This window comes from Streptomyces sp. NPDC007095, from assembly GCF_040634475.1.
Lineage (GTDB): Bacteria > Actinomycetota > Actinomycetes > Streptomycetales > Streptomycetaceae > Streptomyces.
Map to the genome: position 1 here is coordinate 1 of NZ_JBEYFS010000273.1, position 14533 is coordinate 14533.

The following is a 14533-nucleotide window of genomic DNA, read 5'->3' on the forward strand; positions in this document are numbered from 1 at the left end:
GCGCAGTTCCCCGCGCCCCTGAAGCCTCCAGCCCGTCCGGCGTGCGAGGGCGAGGCCCATGGGGCGCCGGGGCGCAGCCCCGTGCCCCATGGGCGGTGGGAACTGCGCGCCAAGCCCCCACTCACCCGCAGCCAACGAACCCACCCGGGGCGGCGGGGCGGGATCAAACCGCCTCGGCGCCGTCAGCCGTCTCCCGTCACCCTCCCGAACTGCTCCGTCAACCCGTCCAGCAATGCCGCGAGCCCCACCTCGAAGGCCCGCTCGTCCACCTTCTCCTGCTGCTCGGCGAGCAGGTGGGCCTGCCCGAGATGGGGATAGTCGGCGGGGTCGTACGCGCTCTCGTCGTCGACGAAACCGCCGGCGAAGGACCCGAGCGCGGAGCCCATGATGAAGTAGCGCATCAGGGCGCCGATCGACGTGGCCTGGGCCGGTGGCCAGCCGGCGTCGACCATCGCGCCGAAGACGGCGTCCGCGAGCCGCAGCCCGGCGGGACGGCGCCCGGGACCGCGGGCGAGGACCGGGACGATGTTCGCGTGGTCGCGCAGCGCCGCCCGGTAGGACACGGCCCAGTCGTGCAGGGCGGTACGCCAGTCCCGCCCGTCCTCGAACATCGACAGGTCGACCTGCGCGCTCACGGAGTCCGCGACCGCTTCCAGGATCTGGTCCTTGGTGCGGAAGTGGTTGTAGAGGGAGGGTCCGCTCACGCCCAGTTCGGCGGCGAGCCGCCGTGTGGAGACTGCGGCCAGCCCCTCCGCGTCCACCAGGGCCCGTGCCGTGTCGACGATCCGGTCGGTGCTCAGGAGGGGCTTGCGCGGTCGGGCCATGGCGCACATAGTAGGGCTGCGGACTTAAACTAGCAGTGCTAATTTAGCTTTTCGAATGTACGGCTTTCAAATGGGGTGATCCGTCATGAACCTGGAGCTCAGCGAGGAGCAGACCGCCGTCCGGCAACTGGCCAAGGACTTCGTGGACCGCGAGATCGCCCCTCATGTCGTCGAGTGGGACCGCGCGGAGGAGGTCGACCGCTCGCTCGTGAAGAAGCTCGGCGAGGTCGGCTTCCTCGGGCTCACCGTCGAGGAGGAGTACGGCGGCAGCGGTGGCGACCACCTCGCCTACTGCCTCGTGACGGAGGAACTGGGCCGCGGTGACTCCTCCGTGCGCGGCATCGTCTCCGTCTCACTCGGTCTCGTGGCCAAGACGATCGCGTACTGGGGGAGTGAGGAGCAGAAGCGGCAGTGGCTGCCAGGGCTGACCTCCGGCGCGTACGTGGGCTGCTTCGGCCTCACCGAGCCCGGCACCGGCTCGGACGCGGGCAACCTCTCGACGAAGGCCGTACGCGACGGCGACGACTACGTCATCAACGGCACCAAGATGTTCATCACCAACGGGACCTGGGCCGACGTCGTCCTGCTCTTCGCCCGCTCCACCGACGCCCCCGGCCACAAGGGCGTCTCCGCCTTCCTCGTGCCGACCGACACCCCCGGCCTGAGCCGCCGCACTATCCACGGCAAGCTCGGCCTGCGCGGCCAGGCCACCGCCGAAATCGTCCTGGAGGACGTACGCGTACCCTCGAGCGCCATGCTGGCGCCCGAGGGCAAGGGGTTCTCCGTGGCCATGTCCGCCCTCGCCAAGGGGCGGATGTCGGTCGCCGCCGGGTGCGTCGGCATCGCCCAGGCGGCCCTGGACGTCGCCGTGCGGTACGCGACCGAGCGGGAGCAGTTCGGGAGGACCATCGCGCACCACCAGCTCGTCCAGGAACTGATCAGCGACATCGCCGTCGACGTGGACGCGGCACGGCTGCTGACCTGGCGGGTCGCCGATCTCGTCGACCGCGGACTGCCCTTCGCCACGGAGTCGTCGAAGGCCAAGCTCTTCGCCTCCGAGGCCGCCGTGCGCGCCGCGAACAACGCCCTCCAGGTCTTCGGCGGCTACGGCTACATCGACGAGTACCCGGCGGGCAAGCTGCTGCGCGACGCCCGCGTGATGACCCTCTACGAAGGCACCAGCCAGATACAGAAGCTGGTCATCGGGCGTGCGCTGACGGGGGTTTCCGCCTTCTGAGTACGACCGCACGCGGTACTGAGTACGTGGGCGGATGCGGCGTCGGCCGCGTCCGCCGACCCTTGTCCCCATGAGTGAGACACCCGTCAAGCATCTGAACACGGCGGCCTTCTACGGCCAGGCCGTGGCCTCCTTCTCCGTCGCCATGGTGGCGACCGCCGTCGGCATCTACAAGCTGCACGCCGACGCCTGGGTGCGCGCCTTTCTGGCCATCGCCGTCCTCTATCTGGTGACGTCGTCCTTCACGCTGGCCAAGGTGATCCGTGACCGTCAGGACGCGGGCGCCGACCGGGCACGCTAAGCGCCCGCTCACCTTCGGCGGTATGGTGTACCTCCTGTCAGCGAGAGGGGCGAACCAGCGATGAGTACGGCGGAGGAGACGGCCGGCGGCGAGATGCAGCCGTGGGCCGAGGTCACCCCGGACGCGGCCCGGCGGCTGCTCGTCGCGGCCGTCGAGGCCTTCGCCGAGCGCGGGTACCACGCGACGACGACCCGGGACATCGCGGGCCGCGCGGGCATGAGCCCCGCCGCGCTCTACATCCACTACAAGACCAAGGAAGAGCTGCTCCACCGCATCAGCCGGATCGGGCACGACAAGGCGCTCGACGTCGTGCGCGGCGCGGCGCAGGGCGGCGGCAGCGCCGCCGAGCGGCTCACCGACGCCGTGCGGTCCTTCGTACGGTGGCACGCCGGGCAGCACACCACCGCGCGGGTCGTGCAGTACGAGCTGGAAGCCCTCGGACCCGAGGCGCGGGCGGAGATCGTCGCGCTGCGGCGGCAGACCGACGCGGCCGTGCGCGGCATCATCGAGGACGGCGTGGCGGCGGGCGACTTCGACGTGCCGGACGTGCCGGGCACCACGCTCGCCGTGCTCTCCCTCTGCATCGACGTGGCCCGCTGGTTCAACGTCAACGGGCCCCGTACGCCCGACGAGGTCGGCGCGCTCTACGCCGACCTCGTACTGCGCATGGTCGGGGCCAAGGAGTAGCGGCCCCCGGGCGCGTGCGGGGTGCTCAGACGTAGTAGCGCGACACCGACTCGGCGACGCACACCGGCTTGTCGCCGCCCTCGCGTTCCACGGTGAAGGCCACGGACACCTGGACACCGCCGGGTACGTCCTCGACTCCGGTGATCTTCGCGGTGGCGCGCAGCCGTGAGCCGACCGGTACGGGGGCGGGGAAACGGACCTTGTTCGTCCCGTAGTTGACGCCCATCTTCACGCCTTCGACCTTGATCAGCTGCGGGCCGAAGAGCGGGAGCAGCGACAGGGTGAGGTAGCCGTGGGCGATCGTCGTGCCGAAGGGGCCGGTCGCGGCCTTCTCGGGGTCGACGTGGATCCACTGGTGGTCGCCGGTCGCCTCCGCGAAGAGGTCGATCCGCTTCTGCTCGATCTCGACCCAGTCGCTGTACCCCAGCTGCTCGCCCACCGCGGCCCGCAGTTCGTCGACCGTCGCGAACGTCCTCGGCTCTGCCATCTTCCCGACCTCCCACGTCTCCATGTCTAAGCAACTGCTTAGCATGGTCGGGCGCGGGGCGCATGTCAACGGACCGGACGTGTGACGAAGTAGGTAGGGCGGGTGACGAAGTAGGTAGGGTTGGAGGGGTGCCCCAGATCCCTGAGAAGATCCACGAGCTGACCGTCGGTCAACTGTCGGCCCGCAGCGGCGCCGCCGTCTCAGCCCTGCACTTCTACGAGTCCAAGGGCCTGATCAGCAGCCGTCGCACCACCGGCAACCAGCGCCGCTACCACCGCGACGCGCTGCGCCGAGTCGCCTTCGTCCGGGCCGCCCAGCGCGTCGGCATCCCCCTCGCCACCATCCGCGAGGCGCTCGCCGAACTTCCCGAGGAGCGCACCCCGACGCGCGAGGACTGGGCCCGGCTGTCGGAGGCCTGGCGTTCCGAACTCGACGAGCGGATCAAGCAGTTGAGCCGGCTGCGGGATCACCTGACCGACTGCATCGGGTGCGGTTGTCTGTCCCTGGAGAACTGCGTGCTGTCCAACCCGGACGACGTCTTCGGCGAGCGCCAGGCGGGCTCCCGGCTCATGGTGGAGCGCGTTACCGCGCGGCCGAAGCCGCGGCAGTCGCAGGGGTCGCAGCAGGCGGCCGAGGAGTGCTGCTGAGCGGCACCGCTCGGCCCCGTGGCCGGGCAGAACCGGCTCTCGTGCCGCGATCGCCCCGGCCGCCCGTCACTCGTACTCCGTGCCGCCCTTGCGCGTCAGCGAGAGTACCAGTGTGGCCGGAGCGGAGCGGCGACGACGGCTCGGTACAGGCTCACCTGGGCCAGTTCGAGCGCGTCGGCGTTCGGATGCTCATGGACGGTCAGCACTTCGGCGGTGACGCGCAGCGTCGACATCGGGACTCCTCGGGTTCCGCGGGTACGTCAACGGGGTTTCATCGAGCCCAACTGTCCCGAGGAGAAAGAGCTGGAGCGAACGGATTTGCGCCTGCTGGCGTCGGCCCACCGGGTGTCTTCAGTTGCGCCCCCGTCGAGGTCAGCGCCCCGCCAGGGGCGCGGGGAACTGCGCGCCCGGCCACACACGATCCCGCAGCCGACGACTCACCCGCAGTTCCCGTAACCCGGCCGATCCCGACCCCCGCCCCCCGTTCAACCCGGCGGGGCGCTCACGCAGAGACCAGCAACCGCCCGCGCCTGGCATCCGCCAGCGCCTCGGGCGTGAGGACGGGCCGCGGTACGACGATCCCGCAACCCGTGCAGACGGGACCCGACGACGGTTCGTGGGCCAGGTCGTACTTCCAGGTGAGGCGCTCGCCGGTGCAGACCGGGCAGACCGTGCCCGGCTCGCGCTCCAGCGCGGCGATCAGCCGGCGCAGCACCTCGGCCAGTGATTCGTGGGGGTGGATCCGCGGATCGTCGCACCACGCGACGCCGAATCCGCCCCAGGTCAGCCGATGCCAGTCGTCCACGCTGCCCGGCCGGCGCAGCCCGTCGTACTTCTCCTTCTTGCGGCGCTCGGCGAACTCGACCTCGTAGGCGAGCCAGACGGAGCGGGCCTCCTCCAACTCGTCCAGTGCGGCCACGAGCCGCGCTGGATCGGGGGACCGGTCCTCGGGACCGAACCCGGCCCGGGAGCAGAGGTGGTCCCAGGTCGCCCGATGCCCGTAAGGGGCGAACCTCTCCAGGCACTTGCGCAGTGAATAGCGTCGCAGTGCCAGATCATTCCTCGGATCTCGCACCTGTCTCGCCAGACTCCGAAAACCCGCCATCGCCCTGCACCTCCGTCACACCTGCACCTGTACTTCGGTCACTTCGGCGTTGCCGTCCCAGGGACGTCGCCGAGTAGACGTATCGACACGCGATTCGGCTCCATCCAATTTCCGATGAGCGCCATAAGTCACCGGCCGAACTCCCTCCGGCCTACCTCCCCTCGCTGTCAGTCACCTGTTGAAAAGCCTGTGTGCCCGGATGCCGGGGTGTCGCCGGCTCCGCATGGCCCGTCGATCTCTAAACGGCTCGTGACCTCTGAACAGCTCAGTGATCGTTGAAAAGTTGACGCATGTTCATCTTCCAACTCGGGGATACCGGCGGTAACGTCCGGCCCACCCCCGTCGGTAGGAGCAGCCATGCCACGGCGCACCGCACGCACCGCACTCGACAGACTGAGAACTCCCCGCAGATTCCCCAAGTTCCTGGGGGCGGCATCCATCTGTGCTCTCATAGCCGCCCTGCTGTCCCCGCTGACCCAGGCGGCGGCCGCCGACAGCACGGCCGCGCTCGCCGCCAACGACTACTGCGGCGGCCAGTGTTCCGACATCCTCCCGCCCGGTCAGAACGGCAACGCCACCCTCGCCCAGATCCTCCTCAACCAGGCCTTCGGCGTCCAGCCCGACCATGCCGAGGACCAGCTCGGCCCCTACAGCAACCTGGCCTCGGGCGCCGCCACGCTCACCGACGCCAAGATCAACGACTTCTTCAACGACGCGTCCTTCGGGGTCGCCTCCGACCAGGTCGCCTCCACCACCGCGCCCGGCGGACGCACCGACGTGACGATCGTCCGCGACAAGAAGACCGGTGTGCCGCACATCACCGGTACCACCCGCTACGGCACCGAGTACGGCGCCGGGTACGCCGCCGCCCAGGACCGGCTGTGGCTGATGGACGTCTTCCGGCACGTCGGACGCGGCCAGCTGACCTCCTTCGCCGGCGGGGCCTCCTCCAACCAGGGCCTGGAGCAGGAGTTCTGGCGCAACGCGCCCTACACCGAGGCCGATCTGCAGACCCAGATCGACAACGCCATCGCGAACAACGGCGCCCGCGGTCAGCAGGCACTCGCCGACGCCGACGCCTACATCGACGGCATCAACGCGTACATCGACGCCTCCGACAGCGGCCGCTACTTCCCCGGTGAGTACGTCCTGACCGGCCACAAGGACTCCATCACCAACGCCGGCACCATCGACCACTTCAAGATCACCGACCTGGTCGCGCTGGCTTCCGTCATCGGCTCGCTCTTCGGCTCCGGAGGCGGCGGCGAGGTCAACAACGCCATCTCGCTGCTGGCCGCCCAGTCCAAGTACGGCGTGACCGAGGGCACCAAGGTCTGGGAGTCCTTCCGCGAGCGCAACGACCCCGAGGCGGTGCTCACCGTCCACAACGGCGAGAGCTTCCCGTACGCCTCGAAGCCCGACACCGCGCAGGGCGAGGCCCTGCCCGACGCCGGCTCGGTGACCCAGGAGCCACTGGTCTACGACCGCACCGGCAGTGCGGCCACCGCCACCGCCACCAGCGCCTCGGCGACGGCGGCCGCCACCACCCTCACCTCCGCGAAGCGCGGGATGTCCAACGCCCTCGTGGTGAGCGGCAAGTACACCGCCAGCGGTCACCCCATCGCCGTCTTCGGGCCGCAGACCGGCTATTTCGCGCCACAGCTCCTCATGCTCCAGGAAATCCAGGGACCAGGCCTCAGCGCGCGCGGCGCCTCCTTCGCGGGCCTGAGCATGTACGTCGAACTCGGCCGCGGCCAGGACTACTCCTGGAGCGCGACGACCTCCGGCCAGGACATCATCGACACGTACGCCGTCGAACTGTGCCAGGACGACATCCACTACCTGTACCACGGCACCTGCACCGCCATGGACAAGGTCGAGCGGACCAACGCGTGGAAGCCGACCACGGCCGACGGCACCGCGGCGGGCTCGTACCGTATGCAGGTCTACCGGACCAAGTACGGTCCCGTGGAGTACCGCGCGACGGTCGGCGGCAAGAAGGTCGCGTACACGACCCTGCGCTCCTCCTACATGCACGAGGCCGACTCGATCATCGGCTTCCAGATGCTCAACGACCCGGACTACGTGAAGAGCCCGGGGACGTTCCAGAGCGCGGTGCAGCACATCAACTACACCTTCAACTGGTTCTACGCCGACTCCTCGCACACCGCGTACTACAACAGCGGTGACAACCCGGTGCGGGCGGCCGGCGTCGACGCCGAGTTCCCGGTCTGGGCGCAGGCCGCGTACGAGTGGCAGAACTGGGACCCGACGACGAACACCGCCTCGTACACCCCGCCGTCCGCGCACCCCAACTCCATCGACCAGGACTACTACGTCTCCTGGAACAACAAGCAGGCCAAGGACTACACCACGGCCCCCTGGGGCGACGGTTCCGTGCACCGCGGGAACCTCCTGGAGGACCGGGTGAAGAAGCTGGCCGCCGCGGGCGGGGTGACCAGGTCCTCGCTCACCAAGGCGATGGCCGACGCCGCGCTGGCCGATCTGCGGGCCGAGGATGTGCTGCCGAAGCTGCTGAAGGTCATCAACAGTTCGACGGTCACGGACACCACGGCCGCGGCGGCGGTGACCAAGCTGTCCGACTGGGTGACGGCCGGAGCCAAGCGCAAGGAGACCTCGGCCGGCTCGAAGGCCTACGCCAACGCCGACGCGATCCGCATCCTGGACGCCTGGTGGCCGCTGCTGGTGAAGGCCGAGTTCGAACCCGGTCTCGGCACCGACCTGTACACGGCCTTCTCCGGCAACCTGCCCATCGACGAGTCCCCGTCGGCCGCGCACGGCCCGACCGGCGCGCACGCCGGAAGCTCCTTCCAGTACGGCTGGTGGAGCTATGTCGACAAGGACATCCGGGCGGTCCTCGGTGAGTCGGTGCAGGGCGGACTGTCGCAGAAGTACTGCGGCGGCGGCAGCCTCAGCGCCTGCCGGGACGCCCTGATCAGCACGCTCAAGACGGCGGCCGGTCTGACCGCCGCCCAGGTCTACCCGGGCGACGACCAGTGCTCGGCGGGCGACCAGTGGTGTGCCGATTCGATCGTCCAGCGGACGCTCGGCGGTATCAAGCACGGCAAGATCACCTGGCAGAACCGGCCGACCTACCAGCAGGTGGTGGAGTACACGTCGCACCGGTGACCCCGGGGCGCTTCGGAGACTCCCCGGCGGCGGGTCATTGAACGCGGCCCGCCGCCAGCACCACCTGGGCCAGCTCCCGGTGGCAGATGTCGCTGTGGGCCCCGCACGGGGGCCCGCCGCGGTTCACCACCGCGCACGCGTCGACGTTCACGCACCCCGACTCCGGTAGCTTCGCGCGCAGCGCGTCGGCGAGCGTGAACGTCTTCGTGCCCTCCACCGCCTGCACCCCGTCGTGCCCCATCGCGCCCCAGCGGGCACCCAGGAGATGTCCGGGGTCGAGGTCGATCCCCAGCACCGAACGGTCGTCGTCCGCCATCCGGGAGGCCAGCGGATAGATCGTGCCCAGCGCCGTGTCGAAGTGGGAGTAGCAGCACACCAGGGGGCCGTCGACGCGGCTCTGCAGACCGTGCAGCGCGCCGCTCGTCCGCGGGTCGCCGGGCAGTTGCGCGGCGAACGCGTAGTGCGAGAAGGCGCCTTGGAGCAGCGTCACGGACTTCACCGTGCGCACGCCCTCGGGCAGTCCGCGCAGTGCGAAGGAGACGAGCCGTCCGCCGAAGCTGTGCCCGACCAGGTGCACGCGCACCCCGGGCGCGGCGGCCGCGAGCTGCCCGAGCGCGCGCCCGAGCCCACGCTCACCCACCGTGCCCGCACGCCGCTTCATGGCGTAGTAGGTGGCCTGGCGCAGCAGTTCACGCGCCCCGTCCCAGGGCCGCGGCAGCGCGAAGGTCTCGCCGGGTGCCGTCATCCCGGCCAGCGCCTCGGCGAACTCGCCGCACACCGTGGCCGTGTCCCCGAAGAGCATCGCGGGGTCGCCCTGCGGCGTGCCCTCCCCGAGCGTGTCCGCGGCGAAGGCGGCCTGCGGTCCCTGCGGCGGTACCTCCACGAGCAGCCGCACCAGACGCCCGAACTCCTCCAGCGAGGCTCCCTCGTCCGGCTGTCGGTCCAGCAGGCGCGCGATCTGCTCGACGACCGTCGCCCGCCCCGGGAACACCTCCAGGAGCGCGCGCCGGGTGTCCTTGTCGAGCGCGGCGCGGGCGGCGGCGGGCACGTCGGTGGAGACCGCGGCGGCCACCGACCGGGGAAAGTCGGGGATCGGCTCGTCCGAGAACCGCATCGAGGGCCACACCACACCGACGAAGCCCGGACGCGCGTGCGGCGCGAGGTCCGGGACGGGCGCGAAGAACTGGCTGTAGAGGCGGGTCGCGCCGGAACGGTCGTTGTTCCAGCCGTGCGCGAAGACGATCAGATCACGCACTCCGCGCCGGGGCACCTCCGCGAGCAGCCGGTCCCTTTCCCGGCCGTCCACGTCCCCGTCCGCGTCGAAGGTCAGCTCCCAGTAGGGAGAAACACTGACTGCCGGATCCGCCATGGCAAGCCCCCTCGTCCCCCGAAGGCGGTGCGATGTGGGCGCATCGTCCTACCGGGGGCGAAGATTGGCCATACGTCACGACCCAACCGGGGTAAAGAAGTTCTTTCCGCTCATCCGTAGAGAAGATATTCCTTCCGGATCCGCCGGAAGGCCTTCAGCTCGTCCTGCCAGGCGGCCACGACCTCGTCGGCCGTCGCCCCCGCGTCGATCATCGTGCGCACGCTCGTGGAGCCGGTCAGCTTGTCGATCCAGTTGTCCGAGCGCCAGGCGAAGCCGCTCCAGACCTTCTTGGCGGTCACCAGGAGCGCGATTCCGGTGCGGACGGGGTCGTACGCGGCCCGGTCGTGCACATGGATCTGCACGCCGCCGATCGTCTTTCCCTGGAACTTGGAGAAGGTCGGAGCGAAATACGCCTCCCTGAAGCGCGCGCCCGGGACCTTGAGCCCGTTCGCCTCCAGAGCCCATCGGCCGTCGATGCCCTCCGCGCCCAGCAGTTCGAACGGGCGGGTCGTGCCGCGCCCCTCCGACAGGTTCGTCCCCTCGAAGAGACACGTTCCGGAGTACACCAGCGCGGTGTCGGCCGTCGGCATGTTCGGGCTCGGCGGCACCCAGGGCAGGCCGGAGGCATCGTAGAAGTCCGACCGCTTCCAGCCCGACATCAGTACGGTGGTCAGCTCCACCGGTGCCGCCAGGAACTCCCCGTTGAACAGCCGCGCCAGCTCCGCCACCGTCATCCCGTGCGCCTGCGCCACGGGCTGCCGCCCGACGAACGACGCGAACTCCTTGTGCAGCACCGGGCCCTGGGCGGCCCGTCCGGTCACCGGGTTCGGCCGGTCCAGCACCACGAAGCGCTTGCCCGCGAGCCGGGCCGCCTCCATGCAGTCGTACAGCGTCCAGATGTACGTGTAGAAACGCGCGCCCACGTCCTGGATGTCGAAGACGACGGTGTCCACGCCGGAGGCCGTGAAGACGTCGGCGAGAGGCTTGCCGCTCTTGAGGTACGTGTCGTAGACCGGGAGTCCGGTCGCCGGGTCGTCGTAGCGGCCCTCGGAGCCGCCGGCCTGCGCGGTGCCGCGGAAACCGTGTTCCGGGCCGAAGACGGCGGTCAGCTCGACGTGGGGGTCGGCGTGCATGACGTCGACGATGTGACGAACGTCTCTGGTGACGCCGGTGGGGTTCGTGACGACGCCGACGCGCCGTCCTTGGAGGGCGGCGTAGCCGCTCGCCTGGAGCTGCTCGAAGCCGGTGCGGAGGGGGTTGGCATGGGAGGTCGTGGCGAGGGTGGTGGGGGTTGCCGCGAGGGCGGTGGTGGCGGTGGCCGTGGCTGTGGCCGTGAGGAGGGCTCGGCGGGAAGGGCGCATGGGGGGACCTCCGTGATCGCGGAAGGCTGGCACGGGCACGGTAGGCGCTCCCGCAGGTCGTTCGTAAGCAGCGGGCCGGTTGCGGCTTGTCGCGCCCACGCGGCGGAGCCGCGTAAACGGCACAGCCCCGCGCCCCCGAGGGGCACCCCTTCCCTCGCTACATACCGACTGGTTAGTCTGGGGCGCAGCTGAGCCGTGTTGTGTCGCGTCGTGTCGAAGGAGACCGATGGTGGAAGCCGTGCAGGATGCGGGAGTGGTCGTCACCGGGGCCGGAGGCGGCATCGGGGCCGCGCTGGCCCGTCGATTCGCCGCCGAGGGGGCCCGGGTCGTCGTCAACGACCTGGACGCCGCCAAGGCGAAGGCCGTGGCCGAGGAGATCGGGGCGATCGCGGTTCCCGGCGACGCGTCCGCGATCGTGGCCGAGGCCCGGGACGCTCTCGGAGGCACCATCGACGTCTACTGCGCCAACGCGGGCCTCCCCTCGGCCGGCAGTGAGTCGGCCGACGAGAAGGTCTGGGCGCTCGCCTGGGACGTCAATGTGATGGCGCACGTCCGGGCGGCCCAGGAGCTGCTCCCGGCCTGGCTGGAGCGCGGCAGTGGCCGGTTCGTCTCCACCGTCTCCGCCGCCGGACTGCTCACCATGATCGGCGCCGCGCCCTACAGCGTCACCAAGCACGGTGCGTACGCCTTCGCCGAGTGGCTGTCGCTGACGTACCGCCACCGCGGTCTGAAGGTGCACGCGATCTGCCCGCAGGGCGTGCGCACCGACATGCTCGACGCCACAGGCAGCGCGGGCGACCTGGTCCTCCAGCCGACCGCCATCGAGCCGGAGGCCGTCGCGGACGCGCTGTTCGCGGGGATCGAGGAGGACCGCTTCCTGATCCTGCCGCACCCCGAGGTCGCCGGGTACTACCAGCTGCGCGCCACCCAACCGGACCACTGGCTGTCGAACATGAACCACATCCAGCAGAAGTGGGAGGCGACCCGGTGACCACCTACGCCGACCGCCCTTGGGTGGCCCTCCTCAACGACGCCCAGAGCGGCCCGGTGAGCCCGGCCGACTCCCTGGTGCACGCCCTGCGCGGCGCCGTGGCGGACGCCCCGGACCGCGCCGCGCTCGCCTACTTCGACGGGCGGCTGAGCTACCGCGAGGTGGACGAGCTGAGCGACTCCGTCGCCGGGCACCTCGCCGCCCGCGGTCTGGAGCGCGGTGACCGCGTCGCGATCCTGCTCCAGAACTCCCCGCACTTCGTGCTCGCGCTGCTCGGCGCCTGGAAGGCGGGCGCGACCGTCGTGCCGGTCAACCCGATGTACAAGTCGGGAGAGGTCCGCCACGTCCTGCACGACGCGGACGTACGCGCCCTGGTGTGCTCCGACCGCGCGTGGGAGTCGTATCTGCGCGAGACGGCCGCCGACTCGGCCGTGAGTGTCGTCCTCACCGGCTGCGAGTTGGATTTCCAGACTCGGGCTGACGCGCGTGTGCTGACCTTCGAGCGGCTGCCGCAGGCCGCGGACGCCGACGATCTGGCGGCGGTCGCCCGGGCGGGCCACAAGGCCCCCGCGGAGCGTGACGCGGAGCCCTCCGACATCGCGCTGATCAGCTACACCTCGGGGACGAGCGGCACCCCCAAGGGGGCCACCAACACGCACGGCAACATCATGTACAACGCCGAGCGGCAGCGGACGGGCCTCGGGCTGCCCGAGGCGCCCGTCTACTTCGCGATGGCGCCCCTGTTCCACATCACCGGGATGGTCTGCCAGCTCGCCGCCTGCCTCAACAGCGCGGGCACGCTCGTCCTCGCCTACCGCTTCGAGGCGGGGGTCGTCCTCGACGCGTTCGCCGAGCACAGGCCGCTGTACACGGTCGGCCCGTCGACCGCCTTCATGGCACTCGCGGCGCATCCGGCGGTCACGCCGGACCACTTCGCCTCCTTCGTGAACATCTCCTCGGGCGGCGCGCCACTGCCGCCGGCCCTGGTGGAGAAGTTCCGGGCGGGCTTCGGGCCCTACATCCGCAACGGCTACGGACTCACCGAGTGCACCGCCCCCTGCGCCTCCGTACCGCCGGGCCGGGAGGCTCCCGTCGACCCGGTCTCGGGCACGCTGGCCGTCGGTGTGCCGGGCCCCGACACGGTCGTACGCATCGTCGACGACCAGGGCCAGGAGGTGCCCTTCGGCGAACAGGGCGAGATCCTCGTACGAGGCCCCCAGGTCGTGCCCGGCTACTGGCGCCGCCCCGAATCCACCGCCGAGACCTTCCCGGACGGTGAGCTGCGCACCGGCGACATCGGATTCATGGACCCCGAAGGCTGGCTCTACGTCGTCGACCGCAAGAAGGACATGATCAACGCGTCCGGCTTCAAGGTGTGGCCCCGCGAGGTCGAGGACGTCCTCTACACGCACCCCTCGGTGCGGGAGGCGGCCGTCGTCGGCATCCCCGACGGCTACCGCGGCGAGACCGTGAAGGCCTACATCAGCCTGCGGCCCGGCGCGGAAGAGGACCCCGACGCGCTCGCCGCGTACTGCAAGGAGAGACTGGCCGCCTACAAGTATCCGCGGCATGTGGAGATCCTGCCCGAGCTGCCGAAGACGGCGAGTGGCAAGATCCTCCGTCGGGAACTGCGTTCCCGTCCCCAGGAGTCTCAGTAGACGAGCAGTAGACGACGCGTTTCACCGGACAACGCTTGAAAGGCAGGTGGCGGCAGTGCCCAGGACGACGGACGGAGACGGTACGCCCGTCCCGCAGCGGCTCTTGGCCGCCGCCACCCGGCTCTTCGCCGAGCAGGGCTACGACCGCACATCCGTGCAGGAGATCGTGGAGGCGGCGGGCGTCACCAAGGGCGCGCTGTACCACTACTTCGGCTCCAAGGACGACCTCCTGCACGAGGTGTACGCGCGCGTGCTGCGGCTTCAGCAGGAGCGGCTGGACGCGTTCGCCGATGCCGACGCGCCGGTCGAGGAGCGGCTGCGGGGTGCCGCCGCCGACGTCGTCGTCACCACGATCGACAACCTCGACGACGCGGCGATCTTCTTCCGCTCCATGCACCACCTCAGCCCCGAGAAGGACAAGCAGGTGCGCGCCGAGCGCCGCCGCTACCACGAACGCTTCCGCGCGCTCGTGGAGGAGGGCCAGAGGAAGGGCGTCTTCTCCACCGCCACCCCGGCCGACCTGGTCGTCGACTACCACTTCGGCTCGGTGCACCACCTGTCGACCTGGTACCGCCCCGACGGCCCCCTCACCCCCCAGGAGGTCGCCGACCACCTGGCCGACCTGCTGCTGCGCGCACTGCGGCCGTAGTCCCTCGGCTGCGGTGAGCGAGGGCTTGCCGCACAGTTCCCCATGCCCCTCCAGGGGCACGGGGAAC

At 70.4% G+C, this 14533-nt stretch carries 14 protein-coding genes; 8 read left to right on the forward strand and 6 right to left on the reverse strand.

Annotated features, from left to right (window positions below; all coding sequences use genetic code 11):
- Positions 1-182: 182 nt before the first annotated feature.
- Positions 183-824 carry a TetR/AcrR family transcriptional regulator gene (locus ABZ656_RS50335; protein ID WP_360278355.1) on the reverse strand — a complete coding sequence of 214 codons (642 nt, stop codon included), beginning with the start codon at positions 822-824 and terminating at the stop codon, positions 183-185.
- Positions 825-909: 85 nt separating this feature from the next.
- On the opposite strand from ABZ656_RS50335, the gene ABZ656_RS50340 reads away from it, so the two are divergent.
- The 3 genes from ABZ656_RS50340 to ABZ656_RS50350 all read left to right on the forward strand — a co-directional run bounded on the left by ABZ656_RS50340 (position 910) and on the right by ABZ656_RS50350 (position 3049).
- Positions 910-2061 (forward strand): acyl-CoA dehydrogenase family protein, encoded by a 1152-nt coding sequence (locus ABZ656_RS50340; RefSeq protein WP_101406043.1) that lies wholly within the window; start codon positions 910-912, stop codon positions 2059-2061.
- 70 nt (positions 2062-2131) lie between these two features.
- Positions 2132-2362 (forward strand): YiaA/YiaB family inner membrane protein, encoded by a 231-nt coding sequence (locus ABZ656_RS50345; RefSeq protein ID WP_168507636.1) that lies wholly within the window; start codon positions 2132-2134, stop codon positions 2360-2362.
- Positions 2363-2422: 60 nt separating this feature from the next.
- Positions 2423-3049 carry a TetR family transcriptional regulator gene (locus ABZ656_RS50350; RefSeq protein ID WP_101406045.1) on the forward strand — a complete coding sequence of 209 codons (627 nt, stop codon included), beginning with the start codon at positions 2423-2425 and terminating at the stop codon, positions 3047-3049.
- A 25-nt stretch (positions 3050-3074) separates the two neighbouring features.
- Here ABZ656_RS50350 and ABZ656_RS50355 read toward each other — a convergent pair whose 3' ends face one another.
- Positions 3075-3536 (reverse strand): MaoC family dehydratase, encoded by a 462-nt coding sequence (locus ABZ656_RS50355; protein ID WP_101408248.1) that lies wholly within the window; start codon positions 3534-3536, stop codon positions 3075-3077.
- Positions 3537-3664: 128 nt separating this feature from the next.
- Between ABZ656_RS50355 and soxR the strand changes: the two genes are divergently transcribed.
- On the forward strand, positions 3665-4183 hold the full coding sequence (gene soxR / locus ABZ656_RS50360; RefSeq protein WP_101406046.1) for a redox-sensitive transcriptional activator SoxR: 519 nt from the start codon (positions 3665-3667) through the stop codon (positions 4181-4183).
- 95 nt (positions 4184-4278) lie between these two features.
- On the opposite strand, the gene ABZ656_RS50365 is transcribed toward soxR, so the two are convergent.
- Both ABZ656_RS50365 and ABZ656_RS50370 read right to left on the reverse strand, forming a co-directional pair.
- Positions 4279-4416 carry a hypothetical protein gene (locus ABZ656_RS50365; RefSeq protein ID WP_180362417.1) on the reverse strand — a complete coding sequence of 46 codons (138 nt, stop codon included), beginning with the start codon at positions 4414-4416 and terminating at the stop codon, positions 4279-4281.
- A 269-nt stretch (positions 4417-4685) separates the two neighbouring features.
- On the reverse strand, positions 4686-5288 hold the full coding sequence (locus tag ABZ656_RS50370) for a hypothetical protein (protein WP_101406047.1): 603 nt from the start codon (positions 5286-5288) through the stop codon (positions 4686-4688).
- A gap of 357 nt (positions 5289-5645) precedes the next feature.
- Between ABZ656_RS50370 and ABZ656_RS50375 the strand changes: the two genes are divergently transcribed.
- Positions 5646-8438, forward strand: a complete 2793-nt coding sequence (locus ABZ656_RS50375) for a penicillin acylase family protein (RefSeq protein ID WP_360278362.1) — start codon at positions 5646-5648, stop codon at positions 8436-8438.
- A 34-nt stretch (positions 8439-8472) separates the two neighbouring features.
- On the opposite strand, the gene ABZ656_RS50380 is transcribed toward ABZ656_RS50375, so the two are convergent.
- The gene (locus ABZ656_RS50380) at positions 8473-9807 is read right to left on the reverse strand and encodes a serine-threonine protein kinase (RefSeq protein WP_360278365.1); all 1335 of its coding nucleotides are present in this window, start codon (positions 9805-9807) and stop codon (positions 8473-8475) included.
- A gap of 110 nt (positions 9808-9917) precedes the next feature.
- A complete protein-coding gene (locus ABZ656_RS50385; RefSeq protein WP_101406050.1) occupies positions 9918-11168 on the reverse strand; it encodes a DUF1343 domain-containing protein in 1251 nt (416 codons plus the stop codon).
- A gap of 226 nt (positions 11169-11394) precedes the next feature.
- On the opposite strand from ABZ656_RS50385, the gene ABZ656_RS50390 reads away from it, so the two are divergent.
- Genes ABZ656_RS50390 through ABZ656_RS50400 form a run of 3 tightly spaced genes read left to right on the forward strand, consistent with a single transcriptional unit; the run spans position 11395 to position 14466 of the window.
- Complete coding sequence (locus ABZ656_RS50390; protein WP_101406051.1) at positions 11395-12159, forward strand: SDR family oxidoreductase; 765 nt, start codon at positions 11395-11397, stop codon at positions 12157-12159.
- Positions 12156-13817, forward strand: a complete 1662-nt coding sequence (locus ABZ656_RS50395; protein WP_360278368.1) for an AMP-binding protein — start codon at positions 12156-12158, stop codon at positions 13815-13817. The genes ABZ656_RS50390 and ABZ656_RS50395 overlap by 4 nt, the downstream gene beginning before the upstream one ends.
- Positions 13818-13872: 55 nt before the next feature.
- Entirely contained in the window at positions 13873-14466 is a 594-nt protein-coding gene (locus tag ABZ656_RS50400; protein WP_075027871.1) for a TetR/AcrR family transcriptional regulator, read from the forward strand.
- The last annotated feature ends 67 nt before the right edge of the window (positions 14467-14533 follow it).